At 54.3% G+C, this 23,826-nt stretch carries 17 protein-coding genes, 1 tRNA gene, 3 rRNA genes and 1 other annotated feature; of the genes, 9 read left to right on the forward strand and 12 right to left on the reverse strand.

The genetic code is table 11. From position 1 onward, the window contains the following. Window positions 1–112 precede the first annotated feature (112 nt). The 5 genes from trxC (at window position 113) to ACP4QI_RS16450 (ending at window position 5,834) form a co-directional block, all read left to right on the forward strand. On the forward strand, window positions 113–532 hold the full coding sequence (gene trxC, locus ACP4QI_RS16430) for a thioredoxin TrxC (protein ID WP_142486746.1): 420 nt from the start codon (window positions 113–115) through the stop codon (window positions 530–532). 71 nt (window positions 533–603) lie between these two features. After that, entirely contained in the window at window positions 604–1,302 is a 699-nt protein-coding gene (tapT, locus tag ACP4QI_RS16435; protein ID WP_142486747.1) for a tRNA-uridine aminocarboxypropyltransferase, read from the forward strand. A gap of 35 nt (window positions 1,303–1,337) precedes the next feature. Continuing rightward, on the forward strand, window positions 1,338–4,001 hold the full coding sequence (locus tag ACP4QI_RS16440; RefSeq protein ID WP_426495847.1) for a bifunctional acetate--CoA ligase family protein/GNAT family N-acetyltransferase: 2,664 nt from the start codon (window positions 1,338–1,340) through the stop codon (window positions 3,999–4,001). Between the two features lie 110 nt (window positions 4,002–4,111). Beyond that, on the forward strand, window positions 4,112–5,467 hold the full coding sequence (pssA, locus tag ACP4QI_RS16445; protein WP_142486749.1) for a CDP-diacylglycerol--serine O-phosphatidyltransferase: 1,356 nt from the start codon (window positions 4,112–4,114) through the stop codon (window positions 5,465–5,467). Between the two features lie 61 nt (window positions 5,468–5,528). Then, complete coding sequence (locus tag ACP4QI_RS16450) at window positions 5,529–5,834, forward strand: YfiM family lipoprotein (protein WP_409518829.1); 306 nt, start codon at window positions 5,529–5,531, stop codon at window positions 5,832–5,834. Here ACP4QI_RS16450 and ACP4QI_RS16455 read toward each other — a convergent pair. The 9 genes from ACP4QI_RS16455 to rluD all read right to left on the reverse strand — a co-directional run bounded on the left by ACP4QI_RS16455 (window position 5,831) and on the right by rluD (window position 17,716). Beyond that, window positions 5,831–7,138 carry an MFS transporter gene (locus ACP4QI_RS16455; protein ID WP_142486750.1) on the reverse strand — a complete coding sequence of 436 codons (1,308 nt, stop codon included), beginning with the start codon at window positions 7,136–7,138 and terminating at the stop codon, window positions 5,831–5,833. The two genes, ACP4QI_RS16450 and ACP4QI_RS16455, sit on opposite strands and share 4 nt — an antisense overlap. Before the next feature lie 152 nt (window positions 7,139–7,290). Further along, the gene (locus ACP4QI_RS16460) at window positions 7,291–7,746 is read right to left on the reverse strand and encodes a DUF4385 domain-containing protein (RefSeq protein WP_426495848.1); all 456 of its coding nucleotides are present in this window, start codon (window positions 7,744–7,746) and stop codon (window positions 7,291–7,293) included. Between the two features lie 117 nt (window positions 7,747–7,863). Further along, a 5S ribosomal RNA gene (gene rrf / locus ACP4QI_RS16465) occupies window positions 7,864–7,979 on the reverse strand. A 73-nt stretch (window positions 7,980–8,052) separates the two neighbouring features. Beyond that, window positions 8,053–10,959, reverse strand: a 23S ribosomal RNA gene (locus ACP4QI_RS16470). Between the two features lie 210 nt (window positions 10,960–11,169). After that, window positions 11,170–11,244, reverse strand: a tRNA-Glu gene (locus ACP4QI_RS16475). Between the two features lie 87 nt (window positions 11,245–11,331). Next, window positions 11,332–12,873, reverse strand: a 16S ribosomal RNA gene (locus ACP4QI_RS16480). Together the 16S, 23S and 5S rRNA genes with 1 tRNA gene alongside form the textbook arrangement of a ribosomal RNA operon. Before the next feature lie 431 nt (window positions 12,874–13,304). Beyond that, window positions 13,305–15,878 (reverse strand): ATP-dependent chaperone ClpB, encoded by a 2,574-nt coding sequence (clpB, locus tag ACP4QI_RS16485; protein ID WP_426495592.1) that lies wholly within the window; start codon window positions 15,876–15,878, stop codon window positions 13,305–13,307. A gap of 129 nt (window positions 15,879–16,007) precedes the next feature. After that, window positions 16,008–16,739, reverse strand: a complete 732-nt coding sequence (gene yfiH, locus ACP4QI_RS16490; protein WP_307763998.1) for a purine nucleoside phosphorylase YfiH — start codon at window positions 16,737–16,739, stop codon at window positions 16,008–16,010. After that, window positions 16,736–17,716 carry a 23S rRNA pseudouridine(1911/1915/1917) synthase RluD gene (rluD, locus tag ACP4QI_RS16495; RefSeq protein ID WP_231313846.1) on the reverse strand — a complete coding sequence of 327 codons (981 nt, stop codon included), beginning with the start codon at window positions 17,714–17,716 and terminating at the stop codon, window positions 16,736–16,738. Before rluD ends, yfiH begins: the two co-directional genes overlap by 4 nt. A 130-nt stretch (window positions 17,717–17,846) precedes the next feature. On the opposite strand from rluD, the gene bamD reads away from it, so the two are divergent. The 4 genes from bamD (at window position 17,847) to pheA (ending at window position 20,630) form a co-directional block, all read left to right on the forward strand. After that, complete coding sequence (gene bamD, locus ACP4QI_RS16500) at window positions 17,847–18,584, forward strand: outer membrane protein assembly factor BamD (protein ID WP_142486755.1); 738 nt, start codon at window positions 17,847–17,849, stop codon at window positions 18,582–18,584. Between the two features lie 271 nt (window positions 18,585–18,855). Further along, the gene (gene raiA / locus ACP4QI_RS16505) at window positions 18,856–19,203 is read left to right on the forward strand and encodes a ribosome-associated translation inhibitor RaiA (RefSeq protein ID WP_142486756.1); all 348 of its coding nucleotides are present in this window, start codon (window positions 18,856–18,858) and stop codon (window positions 19,201–19,203) included. Window positions 19,204–19,313: 110 nt separating this feature from the next. Further along, window positions 19,314–19,439, forward strand: a sequence feature (Phe leader region). Continuing rightward, window positions 19,315–19,362, forward strand: coding sequence for a hypothetical protein (locus tag ACP4QI_RS16510; RefSeq protein WP_193767862.1), 48 nt, complete (start codon window positions 19,315–19,317; stop codon window positions 19,360–19,362). It overlaps the preceding feature by 48 nt. A gap of 30 nt (window positions 19,440–19,469) precedes the next feature. Further along, window positions 19,470–20,630: a bifunctional chorismate mutase/prephenate dehydratase gene (pheA, locus tag ACP4QI_RS16515; protein WP_426495593.1), complete on the forward strand. Its 1,161-nt coding sequence runs from the start codon at window positions 19,470–19,472 to the stop codon at window positions 20,628–20,630. On the opposite strand, the gene ACP4QI_RS16520 is transcribed toward pheA, so the two are convergent. From ACP4QI_RS16520 to aroF, 3 genes are read right to left on the reverse strand one after another with little or no spacing between them, the layout of a single operon-like run. Continuing rightward, complete coding sequence (locus ACP4QI_RS16520) at window positions 20,627–21,499, reverse strand: SMP-30/gluconolactonase/LRE family protein (protein WP_285128375.1); 873 nt, start codon at window positions 21,497–21,499, stop codon at window positions 20,627–20,629. The two genes, pheA and ACP4QI_RS16520, sit on opposite strands and share 4 nt — an antisense overlap. 60 nt (window positions 21,500–21,559) lie before the next feature. Further along, window positions 21,560–22,681 carry a bifunctional chorismate mutase/prephenate dehydrogenase gene (tyrA, locus tag ACP4QI_RS16525; protein ID WP_142486759.1) on the reverse strand — a complete coding sequence of 374 codons (1,122 nt, stop codon included), beginning with the start codon at window positions 22,679–22,681 and terminating at the stop codon, window positions 21,560–21,562. Window positions 22,682–22,691: 10 nt separating this feature from the next. Continuing rightward, window positions 22,692–23,762 (reverse strand): 3-deoxy-7-phosphoheptulonate synthase AroF, encoded by a 1,071-nt coding sequence (aroF, locus tag ACP4QI_RS16530; protein WP_142486760.1) that lies wholly within the window; start codon window positions 23,760–23,762, stop codon window positions 22,692–22,694. Between the last annotated feature and the right edge of the window lie 64 nt (window positions 23,763–23,826).

Here is a 23,826-nt window from a genome sequence, read left to right on the forward strand (position 1 = left end):
CATTGAATAAAACGCATTGTCGTTTCAAACAGGGTCGTTGATAATATGTAACATATTGGAAACATAACCGGCATAGTGCCGCTTTGTCCCCCTGCTCTACCTGAGGTTAGTTATGAATACCGTATGTGCCAACTGCCAGGCTCTTAACCGCATTCCGGATGATCGAATTGATGATGGAGCAAAATGCGGACGCTGCGGTCATGAATTGTTCGATGGTGATGTCATTAATGCTACCGGTGCAACTCTGGATAAACTGCTGAAGGACGATCTGCCGGTAGTGGTCGATTTCTGGGCGCCGTGGTGCGGTCCGTGCCGTAACTTTGCGCCGATCTTTGAAGATGTCGCAGAAGAGCGTAGCGGTAAAATGCGTTTCGTGAAAGTGAACACTGAGGCCGAACGCGAGCTAAGCGCCCGCTTCCGCATCCGCAGTATCCCGACCATCATGATTTTCAAGAATGGTGAAGTTGTCGATATGCTGAACGGTGCCGTTCCAAAAGCTCCGTTTGACAGCTGGCTGAACGAATCCCTCTGATATTCCGGGGCATGTAACTTGTGCCCCGTTCTCCCCTCTGCGAGAATGGCGTTTTTTCTGCGCACTCCCCCATGACTGATAACGCCGTACTGCAATTGCGCGCCGAACGCCTGGCGCGTGCGACCCGCCCCTTTCTTGCCCGTGGTAACCGTATTCGTCGCTGTCAGCGCTGCCTGCTGCCGCTTAAGCAGTGCCTGTGCGCGACCCTGGCCCCCAGCCATGCCCACAGCCGTTTCTGTCTGGTGATGTTTGATACCGAACCGATGAAACCCAGCAATACCGGGCGGCTGATTGCCGATATTTTACCGGATACCGCCGCCTTCCAGTGGTCACGCACTGAGCCGCCGCAGGCGCTGCTCGATCTGGTCGCCAGCCCCGACTATCAACCGATGGTGGTATTCCCTGCCTCCTATGCGGGAGATACCCGTCCGGTTCTTGCCGCCCCACCATCCGGTAAGCCGCCGCTGTTTATCATGCTGGATGGCACCTGGACCGAGGCGCGCAAAATGTTTCGCAAGAGTCCTTACCTGGATGCCCTGCCGGTTATCTCCGTCGATTTGTCGCGCGTTTCCGCTTACCGCCTCCGCGAAGCCCACGCGGAAGGCCAGTACTGCACCGCCGAAGTGGCGATTGCCCTGCTGGATCTGGCGGGAGATGTTCAGGCGGCAAGTGCGCTGGGCGATCACTTCACCCGTTTTCGCGAACGCTATCTGGCCGGAAAAACCATTCATAAGGGAAGCATCACAGCAGCGGAGCCGGAAAGCGTTTAAAATCATCAGGTCACTCGCCTTTTCAGGAGACTTGTATGAGCCAGCGCGGGTTAGAAGCCTTACTCCGCCCTAAATCCATCGCCGTGATTGGCGCGTCGATGAAACCCGAACGCGCCGGTTACCTGATGATGCGAAACCTGCTCGCAGGCGGTTTTAACGGCCCGATCCTGCCGGTAACACCTGCTTATAAAGCGGTGCTGGGCGTCCTGGCCTGGCCAGACGTGGACAGTCTGCCCTTTATCCCCGATCTCGCGGTGTTGTGTACTCACGCCCGACGCAATATTGCCCTACTTGAGGCGCTGGGGAAAAAAGGCTGTAAAACCTGCATTATTCTCTCCTCGCCGCCGGAACAGCAGGCAGAGCTGCTGGCCTGCGCGGCGCGATACCAGATGCGGCTGCTGGGGCCAAACAGCCTTGGCCTGCTGGCACCCTGGCAGGGGCTGAATGCCAGTTTCTCCCCCGTTCCGATACGGAAAGGCAAACTTGCCTTCATCTCCCAGTCGGCAGCGGTCTCCAATACGATCCTCGACTGGGCCCAGCAGCGCGAGATGGGGTTCTCCTACTTTATCGCGCTGGGTGATGGGCTGGACATCGATGTCGACGAGCTGCTGGATTTCCTGGCGCGTGACACCAAAACCAGCGCTATTCTGCTCTATCTTGAACATCTCAGCGACGCGCGACGCTTTGTGTCGGCGGCCCGTAGCGCCTCGCGTAATAAACCGATTCTGGTGATCAAAAGCGGACGCAGCCCTGCCGCCCAGCGTCTTTTGCACTCGCATTCCGGGATGGATCCGGCATGGGATGCCGCCATCCAGCGCGCCGGTTTACTGCGCGTTCAGGACACCCACGAACTCTTTTCCGCTGTCGAAACGTTGAGCCATATGCGCCCGCTGCGGGGTGAGCGGCTGATGATTATCAGCAACGGCGCCGCCCCGGCCGCGCTGGCTCTGGACGAACTCTGGCTGCGCAACGGGAAGCTGGCCGCGCTCAGCGAAGAGACGCTTCAGCGCCTGCGTGATGCGCTACCGCCTGGCGTGGAGCCGGGTAATCCCCTTGATTTGCGCGATGATGCCAGCAGCGATCGCTATATCAGCGCCCTCAACATCCTGCTGGAAAGCCAGGATTTTGATGCCCTGATGGTCATTCACTCTCCGAGCGCCGCGGCACCGGGTAGCGAAAGCGCCCGTTCGCTGATTGAGGCCGTGAAAAAGCATCCGCGGGGGAAATACGTGTCGCTTCTGACTAACTGGTGCGGGGAGTTTTCTTCGCAGGAGGCGCGGCGCCTGTTCAGCGAGGCAGGTTTGCCGACATACCGCACGCCGGAAGGCACAATCACCGCCTTTATGCATATGGTGGAGTACCGGCGTAACCAGAAACAGCTGCGGGAAACACCGGCGCTCCCCGGTAATCTGACGGCCAATACCGGACATGCCCGGGCCCTGCTGCAACGCGCCATTGATGAGGGCGCGCGCTCGCTGGATACCCATGAGGTGCAGCCGATCCTGAATGCCTTCGGCATGCATACCCTGCCGACCTGGATCGCCAGCGACAGCGCGGAAGCGGTACATATCGCAGAGCAAATTGGTTATCCGGTGGCGCTGAAACTGCGCTCCCCCGATATCCCGCATAAGTCAGAAGTTCAGGGGGTAATGCTGTACCTGCGCACCGCGGCGGAAGTGCAGCAGGCGGCGGAAGCAATTATCGATCGCGTCAAAATGACCTGGCCCCAGGCGCGCATTCACGGCCTGCTGGTGCAAAGCATGGCCAACCGCGCAGGGGCGCAGGAGTTACGGGTTGTAGTCGAACACGATCCGGTCTTCGGCCCGCTGATCATGCTGGGTGAAGGGGGCGTGGAGTGGCGCCCTGAAGATCAGGCGGTGGTGGCCCTGCCTCCCTTGAACATGAACCTCGCACGTTATCTCGTGATCCAGGCGATCAAGAGTAAGAAGATCCGCGGGCGCAGCGCCCTGCGACCACTGGATATCGCCGCCCTGAGCCAGTTCCTGGTCCAGGTATCGAACCTGATTGTCGACAGCCCGGAAATCCAGCGTCTGGATATTCATCCTCTGCTGGCATCCGGCAGCGAGCTGACGGCGCTGGATGTGACAATGGATGTGGCTGCCTTTACCGGCGATCGCGAAAGCCTTCTCGCGATCCGCCCTTATCCCCATCAGCTTGAAGAGTGGGTGGAGATGAAAAACGGCGAGCAGTCGCTGTTTCGCCCCATCCTTCCGGAAGATGAACCCCAGCTGCAGCGCTTTATCGATCAGGTAACAAAAGAAGATCTGTACTACCGCTACTTTAGTGAAATCAACGAATTTACCCACGAAGATTTAGCCAATATGACGCAGATCGACTACGATCGGGAAATGGCTTTTGTTGCCGTCCGCCGCACGGATGAGGGCGATGAGATCCTTGGCGTCACGCGTGCGATCTCCGATCCCGATAACGTCGATGCGGAGTTTGCGGTGCTGGTTCGCTCCGATCTAAAAGGCCTGGGGTTAGGAAGACGGTTAATGGAAAAGCTGATCGGTTATACGCGCGATCACGGACTTATCCGCCTCAATGGGATTACTATGCCCAACAACCGTGGCATGATCGCCCTGGCGCGAAAATTAGGCTTTACCGTTGATGTTCAGCTGGAAGACGGCATTGTCGGGTTGACGCTGGCGCTGATGTCGGCAGGTAAACAAGAGTAAGGTACTGGAAATGTTGACCACATTAAACGGCACTGATGGTATGATTGCCCGCTTCTGTTGTCTGCATAGTCCATATAATCCTTCAATGAACAGAGAAGAAACGCACTGTGATGTTGTCCAAATTTAAGCGTAATAAACATCAACAACACCTTGCTCAACTACCGAAGATTTCTCAGTCAGTTGATGATGTAGAGTTCTTTTATGCTCCCGCCGATTTTCGGGAGACGCTACTGGAAAAAATTGCCAGCGCAACGCATCGTATCTGCATTATCGCGCTTTATCTGGAACAGGATGAAGGCGGCAGCGCCATTTTACGTGCGGTATACGAGGCCAAACGTCAGCGCCCGGAACTGGATGTACGCATCCTGGTTGACTGGCACCGCGCCCAGCGCGGCCGTATTGGTGCGGCCGCATCCAACACCAATGCCGACTGGTATTGCCGCATGGCGCAGGAGAACCCTGGCGTAGAAGTCGCGGTTTATGGTGTTCCGGTTAACACCCGCGAAGCACTCGGTGTCCTCCATTTCAAAGGCTTCATTATTGATGACAGCGTGCTGTATAGCGGCGCGAGTCTGAATGACGTTTATCTGCATCAGCTCGATAAATACCGTTACGATCGCTATCACCTGGTGCGTAATGCCCGCATGGCAGACGTTATGTTCGAGTGGGTGGATCAGCATCTGGTGCACGGTCGCGGCGTGAATCGCCTTGACGATCCTCATCGTCCAAAAAGCCCGGAGATTAAAAATGATATTCGCCTTTTCCGTCAGGAACTGCGCGATGCCATGTTCCATTTCCAGGGCGATGCAGATAACGAACAGCTTGCGGTGACCCCGCTGGTGGGTCTGGGCAAATCAAGCCTGCTCAACAAAACCATCTTTCATCTTATGCCGTGCACCGAGCATAAGCTGACCATCTGTACGCCGTACTTCAACCTGCCGGCCGTGCTGGTGCGTAATATCATTCAGCTTTTACGCGACGGTAAAAAGGTTGAGATTATCGTCGGCGATAAAACCGCGAACGATTTCTTCATCCCGGAAGATCAGCCGTTTAAGATTATCGGCGCCCTGCCTTATCTGTATGAGATCAACCTTCGCCGCTTCCTCAGTCGCCTGCAGTATTATGTAAATACCGATCAGCTGGTGGTGCGTCTCTGGAAAGATGAAGACAACAGCTATCACCTGAAAGGGATGTGGGTTGATGATGAGTGGATGCTGCTGACGGGGAATAACCTCAACCCGCGCGCATGGCGACTGGATCTGGAGAATGCCATTCTGATCCACGACCCTCGTCACGAGCTGGCCGCTCAGCGCGATCGCGAGCTGGAGCTGATCCGCACCCACACCACTGTGGTTAACCACTACCGCGATCTGCAGAGCATTGCTGATTACCCGGTCAAGGTCAGAAAGTTGATCCGCCGCCTGCGCAGGATCCGAATCGATCGCCTGATTAGCCGCATTTTGTAATCTTCAGCCCTGTCTTCGACGGGGCTTTTTTATGGAGGTCGTTGTGCGTTATTTCCTGTTAATGGGCTGTCTGGTACTGTCTGGCTGCAGCCATATGGCTCAGGATAGCTGGTCTGGTCAGGATAAAGCGCAACACTTTTTAGCCTCGGCGATGCTATCGGCGGCGGGCAATGAATACGCTCAACGCCAGGGTTTTAGTCGCGATCGCAGCGCGGCATACGGCCTGATGTTTTCGGTAAGCCTGGGAGCATCGAAGGAGCTGTGGGACAGCCGCCCGGCGGGGAGCGGCTGGAGCTGGAAAGATTTTGCCTGGGATATCGCCGGGGCTACGACCGGCTATACCCTGTGGCAACTGGCAGAGCACTAAAGGCGGACCCCTTTCCCTTTTCGGTGCAGCATCAACGAGACAATAAATGCCAGCGCACCCATCAGCGTGACGTACCAGAAGAAGACCGTCTCACTGCCTGCCGATTTTAGTGACAGCGCGACGTACTCCGCTGAGCCGCCAAACAGGGCATTAGCCACCGCATAAGACAACCCAACGCCCAATGCACGTACCTGCGCCGGAAACATCTCTGCCTTAAGAATGCCGCTGATAGAGGTGTAAAAACTGGCAATGACCAGCGCTACCATCACCAGAGCAAAAGCGGCATAAGGAGAGGAGACATGCTGAAGTGCCGTGAGAATGGGCACAGTGCACAACGTCGACAACCCGCCAAAAATTAGCATAGAGCTACGCCGTCCGATTTTATCCGACAGCGCGCCGATGATGGGCTGAATGAGCATAAAGATAAATAGCGCCACCGTCATGACCATACTCGCTACGTTAGCATGCATACCCGTGGTATTAACCAGATACTTCTGCATGTAGGTCGTGAAGGTATAGAAGGTGAGTGACCCCCCTGCCGTAAAGCCGAGCACCATCAAAAATGCCTTTCGGTTACGCCACAAACCTTTAAATGAACCTGCCTCTTTTAACGCTCTCACCTCTTTTCGGGAGGTTTCATCCAGCTGGCGGCGTAACCACAACGCCACCACGGCAAGTACCGCGCCGAGCGCGAAAGGAATACGCCATCCCCATGCACGGAGATCTTCATCACTCAATACCTGCTGCAGGATCACCACCGCCAGGATAGCCAACAGCTGACCGCCTATCAGCGTCACGTACTGAAATGAGGCATAAAAGCCTTTACGCCCTTCCACTGCAACTTCACTCATATAGGTCGCGCTTGTGCCATATTCTCCACCGACTGAGAGCCCCTGGAACAAACGCGCCAGCAACAGTAAGGCCGGTGCCCATGTGCCAATCGCGTCATAGCCGGGCAGACATGCGATTACCAAAGAGCCGAAACACATCATGCAGACGGAGATCAACATGGAGGCTTTTCGCCCTTTTCGATCGGCAATGCGGCCAAACAGCCAGCCGCCAATCGGACGCATTAAAAAGCCAGCGGCGAAGACACCTGCGGTTTGCAGCAGTTGAGTAGTAGTGTTGCCGGATGGGAAGAAGATATGGGCAAAATAGAGTGAGCAAAACGAGTAAACGTAAAAGTCGAACCACTCAACCAGATTACCTGAAGAGGCGCCGACGATTGCCCAGATCCTGCGGCGAGTATCGCCGTCTGCTGCTTTTTTACTATCCGTATCTGTACTTGCTACGGTTTCTGTCATTTTAAATCCCCTGTCTTACATTGCGGGCCATTGCACCCATTCCAGTAAAACCAGATTTAAAATTTAACGTTAGGTAAAAAAATTGTTTCTTTTATGTTTCATTTCATTTTGTGAGACACATCATAAAACGGGCGCTGTCGCGAGTTATATCATTATCCCCACTTTTTTTGATGCGCTTGTTTTCTTTGCAAATAATCTCCGTCGGCGCGAATTTTATCCCACCATCCTTTAAAGATTTTTGCCGCTTCGGCTTTAACAGGATCGTGATCTAACGGACGAACATTGCGTTCATCATCGTACTTTTTCCCGCCTTTGTGGTTGGCGTAGCGCCTGGCGCGGGTATATCCCATTTGAATAAATTTTCTTGCCATATCCATCCCGACGAAATCATTTTGCGCGCGGTATTCCTCAAACAGCGCGTAAATCTCCTGAGCAGATTTGGTCGCAACTTCAGCATTTTTGTATCGCCAGTGGGGCAGGATTTCACTTTTGTAAGGTTCAACCAGCAGAACACCCTGCTCTCCCCGTCCTACCTGATAAAGTTCGGGGTGGTCACGAAAGTTGGTGTTGGCAAAATCTTGGTCGTAGTTAAAGGGGGGGTTCGGCAAAATAACCTCGCTGACAATGCGTATCTTGTTATTTTAGCCAGAGATTGTTGATTTTGCCCGGACCGAGGGAAAAGCAAAAAACCCCGTACCTTGCGGTACGGGGTTTCTTTAATTGATGCCTGGCAGTTCCCTACTCTCGCATGGGGAGGCCCCACACTACCATCGGCGCTACGGCGTTTCACTTCTGAGTTCGGCATGGGGTCAGGTGGGACCACCGCGCTACAGCCGCCAGGCAAATTCTGTTAAATCTGTATCAAAGCTGAAAGTTGAGTGTCTGTCTCTTCGCCGAAACAGCTTCGGCGTTGTAAGGTTAAGCCTCACGGTTCATTAGTATCGGTTAGCTCAACGCATCGCTGCGCTTACACACCCGACCTATCAACGTCGTCGTCTTCAACGTTCCTTCAGGAGCCTTAAAGGCTCAGGGAGAACTCATCTCGGGGCAAGTTTCGTGCTTAGATGCTTTCAGCACTTATCTCTTCCGCATTTAGCTACCGGGCAGTGCCATTGGCATGACAACCCGAACACCAGTGATGCGTCCACTCCGGTCCTCTCGTACTAGGAGCAGCCCCCCTCAATTCTCCAGCGCCCACGGCAGATAGGGACCGAACTGTCTCACGACGTTCTAAACCCAGCTCGCGTACCACTTTAAACGGCGAACAGCCGTACCCTTGGGACCTACTTCAGCCCCAGGATGTGATGAGCCGACATCGAGGTGCCAAACACCGCCGTCGATATGAACTCTTGGGCGGTATCAGCCTGTTATCCCCGGAGTACCTTTTATCCGTTGAGCGATGGCCCTTCCATACAGAACCACCGGATCACTATGACCTGCTTTCGCACCTGCTCGAGCCGTCACTCTCGCAGTCAAGCTAGCTTATGCCATTGCACTAACCTCCTGATGTCCGACCAGGATTAGCTAACCTTCGTGCTCCTCCGTTACTCTTTAGGAGGAGACCGCCCCAGTCAAACTACCCACCAGACACTGTCCGCAACCCGGATTACGGGTCTACGTTAGAACACCAGCCATTAAAGGGTGGTATTTCAAGGATGGCTCCACGCAGACTGGCGTCCACGCTTCAAAGCCTCCCACCTATCCTACACATCAAGGACCAGTGTTCAGTGTCAAGCTATAGTAAAGGTTCACGGGGTCTTTCCGTCTTGCCGCGGGTACACTGCATCTTCACAGCGATTTCAATTTCACTGAGTCTCGGGTGGAGACAGCCTGGCCATCATTACGCCATTCGTGCAGGTCGGAACTTACCCGACAAGGAATTTCGCTACCTTAGGACCGTTATAGTTACGGCCGCCGTTTACCGGGGCTTCGATCAAGAGCTTCGCGTTGCCGCTAACCCCATCAATTAACCTTCCGGCACCGGGCAGGCGTCACACCGTATACGTCCACTTTCGTGTTTGCACAGTGCTGTGTTTTTAATAAACAGTTGCAGCCAGCTGGTATCTTCGACTGATTTCAGCTCCACCCGCAGGGGCTTCACCTACACATCAGCGTGCCTTCTCCCGAAGTTACGGCACCATTTTGCCTAGTTCCTTCACCCGAGTTCTCTCAAGCGCCTTGGTATTCTCTACCTGACCACCTGTGTCGGTTTGGGGTACGATTTGATGTTACCTGATGCTTAGAGGCTTTTCCTGGAAGCAGGGCATTTGTTGCTTCAGCACCGTAGTGCCTCGTCATCACACCTCAGCGTTAACAAGGTTCCGGATTTACCTGGAACCTCCGCCTACATGCTTAAACCGGGACAACCGTCGCCCGGCCAACATAGCCTTCTCCGTCCCCCCTTCGCAGTAACACCGAGTACAGGAATATTAACCTGTTTCCCATCGACTACGCCTTTCGGCCTCGCCTTAGGGGTCGACTCACCCTGCCCCGATTAACGTTGGACAGGAACCCTTGGTCTTCCGGCGAGCGGGTTTTTCACCCGCTTTATCGTTACTTATGTCAGCATTCGCACTTCTGATACCTCCAGCATGCCTCACAGCACACCTTCAACGGCTTACAGAACGCTCCCCTACCCAACAACACATAGTGTCGCTGCCGCAGCTTCGGTGCATGGTTTAGCCCCGTTACATCTTCCGCGCAGGCCGACTCGACCAGTGAGCTATTACGCTTTCTTTAAATGATGGCTGCTTCTAAGCCAACATCCTGGCTGTCTGTGCCTTCCCACATCGTTTCCCACTTAACCATGACTTTGGGACCTTAGCTGGCGGTCTGGGTTGTTTCCCTCTTCACGACGGACGTTAGCACCCGCCGTGTGTCTCCCGTGATAACATTCTCCGGTATTCGCAGTTTGCATCGGGTTGGTAAGCCGGGATGGCCCCCTAGCCGAAACAGTGCTCTACCCCCGGAGATGAATTCACGAGGCGCTACCTAAATAGCTTTCGGGGAGAACCAGCTATCTCCCGGTTTGATTGGCCTTTCACCCCCAGCCACAGGTCATCCGCTAATTTTTCAACATTAGTCGGTTCGGTCCTCCAGTTAGTGTTACCCAACCTTCAACCTGCCCATGGCTAGATCACCGGGTTTCGGGTCTATACCCTGCAACTTAACGCCCAGTTAAGACTCGGTTTCCCTTCGGCTCCCCTATACGGTTAACCTTGCTACAGAATATAAGTCGCTGACCCATTATACAAAAGGTACGCAGTCACACCCCAAAGGGTGCTCCCACTGCTTGTACGTACACGGTTTCAGGTTCTTTTTCACTCCCCTCGCCGGGGTTCTTTTCGCCTTTCCCTCACGGTACTGGTTCACTATCGGTCAGTCAGGAGTATTTAGCCTTGGAGGATGGTCCCCCCATATTCAGACAGGATACCACGTGTCCCGCCCTACTCTTCGAGTTCACAGCAGGTGTATCTTCGTGTACGGGAGTATCACCCTGTACCCTGCGACTTTCCAGACGCTTCCACTGACACACATGCTGATTCAGACTCCGGGCTGCTCCCCGTTCGCTCGCCGCTACTGGGGGAATCTCGGTTGATTTCTTTTCCTCAGGGTACTTAGATGTTTCAGTTCCCCTGGTTCGCTTCGTTAAGCTATGTATTCACTTAACGATAGTGTGTCGAAACACACTGGGTTTCCCCATTCGGAAATCGTCGGTTATAACGGTTCATATCACCTTACCGACGCTTATCGCAGATTAGCACGTCCTTCATCGCCTCTGACTGCCTAGGCATCCACCGTGTACGCTTGGTCGCTTAACCTCACAACCCGAAGATGTTTCACTTCATGATTGCGAAAATTTGAGAGACTCTGACACACCGCTCATCTGCTCTTATTACGGAGAACAGACAGGGCATGTCGTTTCAATTTTCAGCTTGATCCAGATTTTTAAAGAGCAAATATCTCAAACATGACTTAACAGTCAGTTTTGAGATACTGATTGGTTGTGCCTTTCACTCACACCCAGCAAGTGGCGTCCCCTAGGGGATTCGAACCCCTGTTGCCGCCGTGAAAGGGCGGAGTCCTAACCGCTAGACGAAGGGGACACGATGTGTCGCGACTTCGCAGCCGTCTTGCTCGTTACTTTTCATCAGACAATCTGTGTGAGCACTGCAAAGGCAGGTTCTTTAAGGTAAGGAGGTGATCCAACCGCAGGTTCCCCTACGGTTACCTTGTTACGACTTCACCCCAGTCATGAATCACAAAGTGGTAAGCGCCCTCCCGAAGGTTAAGCTACCTACTTCTTTTGCAACCCACTCCCATGGTGTGACGGGCGGTGTGTACAAGGCCCGGGAACGTATTCACCGTAGCATTCTGATCTACGATTACTAGCGATTCCGACTTCATGGAGTCGAGTTGCAGACTCCAATCCGGACTACGACGCACTTTATGAGGTCCGCTTGCTCTCGCGAGGTCGCTTCTCTTTGTATGCGCCATTGTAGCACGTGTGTAGCCCTACTCGTAAGGGCCATGATGACTTGACGTCATCCCCACCTTCCTCCAGTTTATCACTGGCAGTCTCCTTTGAGTTCCCGGCCGGACCGCTGGCAACAAAGGATAAGGGTTGCGCTCGTTGCGGGACTTAACCCAACATTTCACAACACGAGCTGACGACAGCCATGCAGCACCTGTCTCAGAGTTCCCGAAGGCACCAAAGCATCTCTGCTAAGTTCTCTGGATGTCAAGAGTAGGTAAGGTTCTTCGCGTTGCATCGAATTAAACCACATGCTCCACCGCTTGTGCGGGCCCCCGTCAATTCATTTGAGTTTTAACCTTGCGGCCGTACTCCCCAGGCGGTCGACTTAACGCGTTAGCTCCGGAAGCCACTCCTCAAGGGAACAACCTCCAAGTCGACATCGTTTACGGCGTGGACTACCAGGGTATCTAATCCTGTTTGCTCCCCACGCTTTCGCACCTGAGCGTCAGTCTTTGTCCAGGGGGCCGCCTTCGCCACCGGTATTCCTCCAGATCTCTACGCATTTCACCGCTACACCTGGAATTCTACCCCCCTCTACAAGACTCTAGCCTGCCAGTTTCGAATGCAGTTCCCAGGTTGAGCCCGGGGATTTCACATCCGACTTGACAGACCGCCTGCGTGCGCTTTACGCCCAGTAATTCCGATTAACGCTTGCACCCTCCGTATTACCGCGGCTGCTGGCACGGAGTTAGCCGGTGCTTCTTCTGCGAGTAACGTCAATCGATGAGGTTATTAACCTCACCGCCTTCCTCCTCGCTGAAAGTACTTTACAACCCGAAGGCCTTCTTCATACACGCGGCATGGCTGCATCAGGCTTGCGCCCATTGTGCAATATTCCCCACTGCTGCCTCCCGTAGGAGTCTGGACCGTGTCTCAGTTCCAGTGTGGCTGGTCATCCTCTCAGACCAGCTAGGGATCGTCGCCTAGGTGAGCCGTTACCCCACCTACTAGCTAATCCCATCTGGGCACATCTGATGGCAAGAGGCCCGAAGGTCCCCCTCTTTGGTCTTGCGACGTTATGCGGTATTAGCTACCGTTTCCAGTAGTTATCCCCCTCCATCAGGCAGTTTCCCAGACATTACTCACCCGTCCGCCGCTCGTCACCCAGGGAGCAAGCTCCCCCGTGCTACCGCTCGACTTGCATGTGTTAGGCCTGCCGCCAGCGTTCAATCTGAGCCATGATCAAACTCTTCAATTTAAGTTTGATGCTCGTGAATTAAACTTCGTAATGAATTACGTATGTTCACTCAGAGACTTTGGTATTCATTTATCGTCTTGCGACGTTAAGAATCCATGTCACTTTGAGTGCCCACACAGATTGTCTGATAAATTGTTAAAGAGCAGTGCCGCTTCGTTTTTCGCTGCGGCGCGGGTTGTGCATACTACGCTTTCCCGCTTCAGAGTCAAGCGATAATTTCACGCTTTTCTCTGCTGACCCGGCGGCTTGTTTGCCGTTGTTCCGTGTCAGTGGAGGCGCATTATAGGCAGTTCTTCTGGGCTGGCAAGTATAAAGTGAAAATTATTTACTGACCGCTCACTTTCCAGGCAACTCTGTATCCAGACCTGTATTCTTGCCTGGTTTTTAAACAAAAACGAGCCCCTGGGGGCTCGTTTTTGCCTTTTTGTGACTTACTGCACTGCCACAATCTGGTCGTCTTTTTTCATCAGCTGTATCGTTTTGCCCGGGATTAGCTTCCCGGAAAGGATTTGCTGAGCCAGCGGGTTTTCTATCTGTTGCTGAATAGCGCGTTTTAAAGGACGAGCGCCGTACACCGGATCGTACCCGTTCGCACTCAGCAGCTGCAGCGCGTCATCCGCAATTTGCATTTCATATCCACGCTCTTCCAGACGTTTATACAAACGTTGCAGCTGAATACGGGCAATCGAGGCAATGTGTTTCTCACCCAGCGGATGGAAGACCACCACTTCATCGATACGGTTGATGAACTCAGGACGGAAGCTGTGGCTCACCACGCCCAGCACCAGATCCTTCATATGACCATAATCCAGCTCACCAAAGCGTTCCTGAATCAGATCGGAACCGAGGTTCGAGGTCATAATGACGACCGTATTACGGAAATCGACCGTTCTCCCCTGCCCGTCCGTCAGGCGACCATCATCCAGCACCTGCAGCAGGATGTTGAACACATCCGGATGCGCCTTTTCAACTTCATCCAGCAGGATAACGGAATACGGACGACGGCGAACCGCTTCTGTCAGATACCCGCCCTCTTCATAACCAACATAGCCCGGAGGTGCCCCTACGAGACGCGACACGGAATGTTTTTCCATAAACTCGGACATGTCAATGCGCACCATTGCATCATCACTGTCGAACATGAAGTTTGCCAGCGCCTTACAAAGCTCCGTCTTACCTACCCCGGTCGGCCCGAGGAACAGGAAGGAGCCAATCGGACGGTTAGGATCGGACAAACCCGCACGGCTACGGCGAATGGCGTTCGATACCGCTTCCACCGCTTCATCCTGGCCAATAACCCGATGGTGAAGGTCTTCCTCCATACGCAGTAATTTGTCGCGCTCGCTCTCCATCATTCTGGCGACCGGAATACCGGTCCAGCGCGCCAGCACGTCGGCGATTTCTGTTTCCGTCACTTTATTACGTAACAGACGCATGGTTTTGCCTTCCAGCTGGGTCGCCGCCGCCAGCTGTTTTTCCAGCTCCGGAATTTTGCCGTACTGGAGCTCAGACATCTGCGCCAGATCGCCCACGCGACGCGCCTGCTCGATGGCAATCTTCGCCTGCTCAAGCTCGGCTTTAATCGTCTGAGTACCGGAAAGGGAGGCTTTCTCCGCCTTCCACTCCTCTTCTAAGCCAGAATATTGACGCTCTTTGTCTTCCAGCTCTTCATTAAGCATATCCAGGCGCTTCTTACTCGCCTCATCAGACTCTTTCTTCAGCGCCTGCTGTTCAAGCTTGAGCTGAATGATACGCCGATCGAGCCTGTCCAGCTCTTCCGGTTTCGAGTCAATCTGCATACGAATGCTGGAAGCGGCTTCGTCAATAAGGTCGATCGCTTTGTCCGGTAGCTGTCGGTCAGCAATATAACGATGTGACAAGGTCGCTGCCGCCACGATGGCCGGATCGGTGATCTGCACGTGGTGATGCAGCTCATAGCGTTCTTTCAGACCACGCAGAATGGCGATGGTGTCTTCCACTGTCGGTTCAGCCACAAACACTTTCTGGAAGCGGCGTTCCAGTGCGGCATCTTTTTCAATGTACTGACGATACTCATCGAGCGTGGTGGCCCCGACACAGTGCAGCTCACCGCGTGCCAGCGCTGGTTTCAGCATGTTCCCGGCATCCATGGCGCCGTCCGCTTTACCGGCACCGACCATGGTGTGCAGCTCGTCAATAAACAGAATGACGTTGCCTTCCTGTTTCGCCAGGTCGTTGAGTACACCTTTTAAGCGCTCTTCGAATTCGCCCCTGTATTTTGCCCCCGCCACCAGCGCGCCCATATCCAGCGCGAGCACGCGACGGCCTTTCAAACCTTCCGGGACTTCACCATTAACGATGCGCTGCGCCAGCCCTTCAACAATGGCGGTTTTACCGACACCCGGCTCACCGATCAGTACAGGGTTATTTTTGGTCCGGCGCTGCAGGACCTGAATCGTACGGCGGATCTCTTCGTCACGGCCAATGACCGGGTCAAGCTTGCCCTGCTCGGCGCGCTCGGTCAGGTCGACCGTATATTTCTTCAATGCCTGACGCTGGTCTTCAGCACCCTGGTCGTTCACGTTTTCCCCTCCGCGCATCTGTGCAATCGCCTGCGTCACGTTGGCGGTAGTTGCGCCGGCCGTTTTCAGCAGGTCAGTCAAGGTGCCGCGTGATTCAAGCGCCGCCAGAACAAAGAGCTCTGACGAAATAAAGTTGTCGCCGCGTTTCTGCGCCAGTTTGTCACAAAGGTTTAATACGCGAACCAGATCCTGGGACGGTTGTACATCCCCGCCCGTGCCCTCTACCTGGGGTAAACGGCTTAATGCCTGATCGATGGCGGTACGTAACTGGCCCGCATTAACGCCGGCAGACGTGAGTAAAGGACGAACCGATCCCCCTTCCTGATTCAGTAAGGCGCTCATGAGATGAAGAGGTTCGATAAATTGGTTGTCGTGCCCCAGTGCGAGTGACTGGGCATCAGCGAGAGCAAGCTGGAATTTATTAGTAAGACGATCCAGACGCATAACTCCTCCCATAACAGGTCAAAATTGCTACTGGAGATTAAATGAGGTCATCCCTCAATTATTCAAGGTGAATGACCTGAATTATGCGAAAAGAAAACGGCGCGTACCGGATCGTCTTGATTCTATAGGTTATATCAGCCAAATGAAACTTGCCATACGCCCGGTCGTCTTGTCGCGGCGCCAGGAAAAGAAATCACCCTTTTCGGTGAAAGTGCAGCGATCGCCGCCATAGATCTGGCTGATACCGAGATGGGTCAGGCGTTGACGGGCAAGCTGATAAATATCCGCCATGTACTTCTCCCCCGCCGGACAAAAAGCACTCTCCGCCTGCGGGTCATGCGCCATAAAGGCCTCACGAACTTCCGGACCCACTTCAAAGGCCTGCGGGCCAATCGCCGGGCCGAGCCAGGCGAGAATGTTATCCGCGCTGTCAGCAAAACAGGCAACGGTCTCTTCCAGCACGCCGGCACACAATCCACGCCAGCCCGCATGGGCGGCAGCCACTTCGGTGCCTGCACGGTTGCAGAAAAGTACCGGCAGGCAATCGGCGGTCATAACGGCGCAGACTGTACCCGGAGTATTGCTGTAAGAGGCATCGGCGCGTTTCGAGGCATAGGGTTCGCCGGTAAGACCGAGAACAGCCGTACCATGAACCTGCTCAAGCCAGACCGGTTTCGACGGCAACTGCCCTGCTGCAAACAACCGCTTACGATTCTCTTCCACATGATTGAGATTATCGCCACAGTGCGCGCCCAGGTTTAATGACTCCCAGGCTCCCTCACTCACGCCACCTATGCGGGTGGAACTGCAGGCCGCTACGCCTTCTGGCGCTGGCCACTCCGGGACAATCAGTTTGGTCATAACCAGTCCACGTCGTCCTTATGCTCTTCAAAATCGGCGCGCATGGCGTCGATAAGATCCACCATGTCCTGTGGGATTGGCGCATGCCACTCCATCTCAATGCCGGTGATCGGATGATAGAGACGCAGCATGGTCGCATGCAGAGCCTGACGATCGAATTTACGCAGCATGGCGATAAATTCCTCGGATGCCCCTTTCGGGGGACGCGGACGGCCACCGTACAGCTGATCGCCCACCAGCGGATGGGTGATGTGCGACATATGCACACGGATCTGGTGAGTACGGCCGGTTTCCAGACGCAGACGCAGGCGCGTATGAATGCGGAAATGTTCCATGATGCGATAGTGCGTGACCGCCGGTTTGCCCATCGGATGAACGGACATATGGGTACGCTTGGTTGGATGGCGGCTGATAGGCTGTTCTACCGTGCCGCCAGAGGTCATATGACCAATCGCGACTGCTTCGTACTCACGGGTAATTTCACGCAGCTGCAGTGACTCAACCAGACGCGTTTGCGCCGGAATGGTCTTCGCAACGACCATCAGACCGGTGGTGTCTTTATCCAGACGGTGAACAATCCCGGCACGCGGGACGTCAGCGATTGGCGGATAATAGTGCAGCAGCGCATTCAGCACTGTGCCATCAGGGTTGCCTGCGCCAGGGTGTACAACAAAGTCACGTGGCTTGTTGATCACCAGAATGTCGTCATCTTCGTAGACGATATTCAGCGGGATATCCTGAGGTTCGAAACGGACTTCTTCTTCGATGTCAGCATTGATGGCGACCACTTCCCCACCCAACACTTTCTCTTTTGGCTTGTCCCAGATCTTGCCGTTTACCAGCACGCGCTGGTCAAGAATCCATTCTTTTATACGTGAACGCGAATAATCAGGGAACATTTCGGCCAAAGCCTGATCTAAGCGTTGTCCGAGCTGTTTTTCGGAGACTGTTGCGGTGAGTTCTACTCGTTGTGCCATAGACTGCTTCTTCGTTTAACGTTGGGTTTTACGGCTTTGCCGTTTAATATAGTGTGCTATTGTAGCTGGTCTTAATCGGGAGCAGGAAAGAGATTCTCCCGGACAAACATTTGAGGAAAGTCAAAACGTCATGACGCGCATGAAATATCTGGTGGCAGCGGCCACGTTGAGCCTGGCTTTGGTGGGCTGCTCCGGTTCGAATGAACAGGTCCCTGACAATCCGCCGAATGAAATCTATGCGACTGCTCAGCAAAAGCTGCAGGACGGTAACTGGAAACAGGCGATAACGCAACTGGAAGCGCTGGATAATCGTTATCCATTTGGCCCGTATTCCCAGCAGGTACAGTTGGATCTGATCTACGCCTACTATAAAAATGCCGATCTGCCACTGGCCCAGGCGACGATTGATCGCTTCATGCGTCTGAACCCGACTCATCCCAATATTGATTACGTCATGTATATGCGCGGCCTGACCAACATGGCGCTGGACGACAGCGCTCTGCAGGGCTTCTTTGGGGTTGACCGTTCAGACCGCGATCCTCAGCACGCCCGCGATGCGTTCAATGACTTCTCCAAACTGGTACGCGGCTATCCGAACAGCCAGTACGTGACGGATGCCAGCAAGCGTCTGGTGTTCCTGAAAGACCGTCTGGCGAAATACGAATACTCTGTTGCGGAATACTATACCCGCCGTGGCGCATACGTTGCCGTAGTGAACCGTGTTGAAGGCATGCTGCGTGATTATCCTGATACTCAGGCAACGCGTGATGGCCTGAAGCTGATGGAAAATGCTTATCGTGAACTGCAGATGAATTCCCAGGCTGACAAAGTCGCGAAGATCATTGCCGCTAACAGCAGCAGCTCCTGATCCTTCAGTAAGATGCAAAACGGCAGCCCAGGGGCTGCCGTTTTTTTATCCATTTTCGGACTAAGCTGAAGCGGTTTAGCCCGCACCAATCCTATCAACTATGGCCGCAATTTCTTCCGGCGACAAGGTAAAACTTACTTCTTCCTGTCCTGCCTCACAAAAAGAATCCGTTGACAAAAATGGACATTAAAATGTGATTTGGATCACACAAATTGACATTGAGAACGGTATGCTGGAATCACCAAGACGGGAAAGACAAGAGGTAAAATTTATGACAATGAACATTACCAGTAAACAAATGGAAATTACTCCGGCAATCCGCCAGCACGTCGCAGACCGTCTCGCCAAACTGGATAAATGGCAAACACACTTGATTAACCCGCATATCATTCTCTCTAAGGAGCCACAAGGTTTCATCGCTGACGCAACTATCAATACTCCAAACGGCCACCTGGTCGCCAGCGCGAAACATGAGGATATGTACACCGCAATCAACGATTTGATTAACAAGCTGGAACGGCAGCTCAATAAAGTGCAACACAAAGGTGAAGCCCGTCGCGCCACAACATCGGTGAAAGACGCTAGCTTCGCAGAAGAAGTTGAAGCTGAAGATGAATAATCCTTTACATTGAGTCTATCGCCAACGCGCCTTCGGGCGCGTTTTTTGTTTTTTATTGACAGGGTGAAAACAGTACGGGTACTTTAAGTCTGTCTTCTGAAGGAATCATTCATGACCGTTAAGCCGTTTTTCTTCGCATTCTTTTTTACCTTCCCCTGATTGGGAGGCGTTTCGTCGTGTGATAAAGAATGCGAAGACGAACAACAAGGCCTCCCATACCGGGGGGCCTTTTTTATTGATAACGATAATATGATTAAGGCAACGCTATGACACCGGAAAACCCATTACTGGATCTGCGAGACAAGATCAGCGCTCTGGATGAAAAGTTACTTTCATTGCTGGCCGAACGCCGTGCGCTGGCCGTTGAGGTAGGAAAGGCAAAGCTGGCGTCGCATCGTCCGGTACGCGATATCGATCGGGAGCGCGATCTGCTGGAACGCCTGATTAACCTTGGCAAAACGCACCATCTGGATGCGCATTACATCACCCGCCTGTTCCAGCTGATCATTGAAGATTCCGTTCTGACGCAGCAGGCATTGCTGCAACAGCACCTGAACAAGACCAACCCGCACTCGGCGCGAATTGCCTTCCTGGGGCCGAAAGGGTCCTATTCCCACCTCGCCGCACGTCAGTATGCGGCCCGTCACTTCGAAGAGTTTATTGAGAGCGGCTGCGCGAAGTTCGCGGATATCTTCAACCAGGTGGAAACCGGACAAGCGGATTACGCCGTCGTGCCGATCGAGAATACCAGTTCCGGCGCGATCAATGACGTTTACGATTTGCTCCAGCACACGACCCTGTCGCTGGTTGGCGAGATGACGATCCCTATCGACCACTGCGTGCTGGTTTCCGGCACCACCGACCTCGACAAAATCGAGACGGTCTATAGCCACCCGCAACCTTTCCAGCAGTGCAGTCAGTTCCTGAACCGTTATCCGGGCTGGAAAATTGAGTATACCGAGAGCACCTCGGCGGCCATGGAAAAGGTCGCGCAGGCCAACTCCCATACAGTGGCCGCGCTGGGCAGCGAAGCGGGCGGCGCGCTGTATGGTTTACAGGTGCTGGAGCGTAACCTGGCAAACCAGACGCAAAACATTACCCGCTTCATCGTGCTGGCGCGTAAGGCGATAAACGTCTCCGATCAGGTTCCGGCCAAAACCACTCTGCTGATGGCGACCGGTCAGCAGGCCGGTGCGCTGGTAGAAGCCCTGCTGGTGCTGCGCAATCACAATCTGATCATGACCAAACTGGAATCGCGCCCGATTCACGGCAACCCGTGGGAAGAGATGTTTTATCTCGATATCCAGGCCAACCTGGAATCTGCATCCCTGCAGAAAGCCCTGCGTGAATTGGGTGAGATCACCCGTTCGATGAAGGTGCTGGGCTGCTATCCGAGCGAAAACGTGGTCCCGGTTGATCCGGTTTAACGCGCAATAAATGGCCCTTTCTTCACCCCTGCCACGCTGACGGGCAGGGTGAAAATGGCGCCCGACAAAGGATATGCCGCCACTTCCTGCGGCTCCATGTTCTCACGGGTGGTGGTGATAAACAGCGTCTGCATATCATCACCACCGAAACAGACCATCGTTGGACAGCGCACCGGCAACCGATACTCTTCCAGCTGTTCACCCTGCGGTGAAAAGCGTGCGATACGCCAGCCGTCAAACAGTGCGCTCCAGTAACAGCCTTCCACATCCACTGCCGCACCATCCGGGATCCCCTCCCCCGGCTGGAACCGACGAAAAACTTCCCGTTTACCCGGCTCGCCCTGCTCATCCAGCGGCGTGCGGTAGATCACCGCATTAGGGGTATCGGAGGTATACATCCAGCGCTTGTCGTCACTGAAGGCCAGACCGTTATGCCCGTGGATATCACACTGGATGACCTCCGGCGTCAGGTCATTGTCGATCCGCATCAGCAGGGCGCCGTTGTAGTCCCCCGGTGCCCAGAAGGTGCCCGCGTAGAAGCGGCCAAAATGATCGGTTCCCCCGTCATTAAAACGCGCCAGCTGCGGGTTCGACGGATTATCACAGACTTTCCGTTGCAGCAGGCCATGCTTGTCCGCCAGCCAGATGCCCGTGCGCATGGCGACGATAAATCCCCCGCCCTCGCGCAATGCGAAGCAACCTACCTCTTCGTGGAAGGATAAAACCGTATGTTCACCCGTGGAGAGGTGATAGCGATGGATCTCACCTTCCAGAATATCCGCCCAGTAAAGGGCGCTTTCCACTTCGCTCCAGGTCGGGCACTCCGGTAAGTGCCCCGTATAGTCAAACAAAACGCGTGGTTCAGCCATGACAGATCCCCAAAATAAAAAAAGCCAGCAGTGCTGGCTTTCAGTATATACATCATCAGATTACTGGCGACTGTCATTCGCCTGCCGCAGCAGAATGCGACTCTCGCTCTGGAAGCGCTGGGCATAATCGCCAAACCAGTGTTCAACCTTACGGAAGCTGTCGATAAACGCCTGTTTATCGCCGTGCTCCAGCAGAGTGATCGCCTCACCAAAACGCTGGTAGTAACGCTTGATCAGTGCCAGGTTATTGCCCGAAGACATAATAATATCTGCATACAGCTGCGGATCCTGGGCAAACAGTCGACCGACCATCGCCAGTTCGAGGCGATAGATAGGTGAAGACAGCGACAGCAACTGCTCAAGCTGAACATTCTCTTCCGCCAGATGCAGGCCATACGCGAAGGTCGCGAAGTGGCGCAGCGCCTGGATAAAGGCCATGTTCTGGTCATGTTCGACGGCGCTGATCCGGTGCAACCGCGCGCCCCACACCTGTATCTGCTCCAGGAACCACTGGTAGGCTTCAGGCTGACGACCATCGCAGTAGACGACTACCTGCTTCGCCAGACTGCCGCTGTCCGGGCCGAACATCGGGTGGAGCCCGAGCACCGGGCCATTATGCGCGGCCAGCATCGCCTGCAGTGGGCCATTCTTCACCGAGGCCAGATCGACCAGAATGCAGTCTTCCGGCAGCGGTGGCAGTTTGGCAATAATCTCTTCGGTGACGTGGATCGGCACGCTGACAATGACCATACCCGCATCGGCAACCATCGTCTGCGCCCGCGCCCAGTCCTCTTTTTCGAGGATGCGCACCTGGTAGCCAGAGAGCGTCAGCATCTTCTCAAACAGACGCCCCATCTGCCCACCGCCCCCAACAATCACCACCGGGCGCAGCGTCGGACAAAGGGTTTTAAAGCCTTTGTCGTTTTCGCTTGAGTAGGACTCTCGCATCACGCGGCGCAGCACATCCTCAATCAGATCCGGCGAGACACCCAGCGCCTGGGCCTCTTTGCGTCGGGATGCCAGCATGGAGGCTTCACGCTCCGGTACGTAAATCGGTAAACCGTATTTACTTTTCACTTCGCCAACTTCAGCAACCAGTGCCATGCGGCGCGCCAGCAAATCCAGCAGCGCCTTATCCACCTCGTCAATTTGATCGCGCAAAGCGGTCAATTCAGCAACCATAACAAACCTCTTAAGCCAGACGCGTCGCCAGCTGGCCATTCAAATCTTTGTGGATCTCACGCAGCAGCGCGTCGGTGGTTTCCCAGCTAATGCAGGCATCGGTGACGGAAACTCCATGCTTCATGGCGCTGCGCGGCTGTTCGGATGACTGATTGCCTTCATGGATATTGCTTTCAATCATCAGGCCAATAATCGAACGGTTGCCATCTTTAATCTGCGCGACGACGGATTCCGCCACCGCCGGCTGACGACGGTAATCTTTATTCGAATTACCATGACTGCAATCTACCATCAGTGCCGGGCGCAGTCCTGCCTGTTCCATCTCTTTTTCACACTGGGCCACATCTGCCGGGCTGTAGTTTGGCGCCTTGCCGCCGCGCAGAATGACATGGCCATCCGGGTTGCCCTGGGTCTGCAGCAGACAGACCTGGCCGGCCTGGTTGATGCCGACAAAACGGTGCGGCATCGCTGCGGCACGCATGGCGTTGATAGCTGTTGCCAGGCTACCGTCGGTACCGTTTTTGAAGCCGACCGGCATGGAGAGGCCTGAGGCCATCTCACGGTGCGTCTGCGATTCAGTGGTACGCGCGCCAATGGCGGACCAGCTGAACAGATCGCCCAGATATTGCGGGCTGTTCGGATCCAGCGCTTCAGTTGCCAGCGGCAGCCCCATGTTAACCAGCTCCACCAGAAGATTACGCGCAATCTTCAGGCCAGCTTCCACATCAAACGAGCCATCCATGTGCGGATCGTTAATTAACCCTTTCCAGCCGACGGTGGTGCGAGGTTTTTCAAAATAGACGCGCATGACCAGGTAGAGGCTATCGCTGACCTCCTCGGCCAGGGCTTTAAAACGGTGCGCATATTCGATGGCAGTTTCTGGATCATGGATGGAGCACGGACCACATACCACCAGCAGACGCGGATCGCGCCCGGCAATAATGTCGGAGATGGTCTGGCGGGAGTGCGCAATTTGCGCCTCTTGCTCAACGCTCAGCGGGAATTCCGCTTTCAGTTGATCCGGGGTGATCAGAACATGTTCATCACTAATATGTACGTTATTCAGCGCGTCTTTTTGCATGATTGCGATCCTGGAAGCTCGTTTGCGATAGTTGTTTCCTCGATGAGGAAGCCCAACGATACCA

Origin of the sequence: Leclercia sp. TB492 (genome assembly GCF_049974505.2) — a bacterium.
Classification (GTDB): Bacteria; Pseudomonadota; Gammaproteobacteria; order Enterobacterales; family Enterobacteriaceae; genus Enterobacter; species Enterobacter adecarboxylatus_C.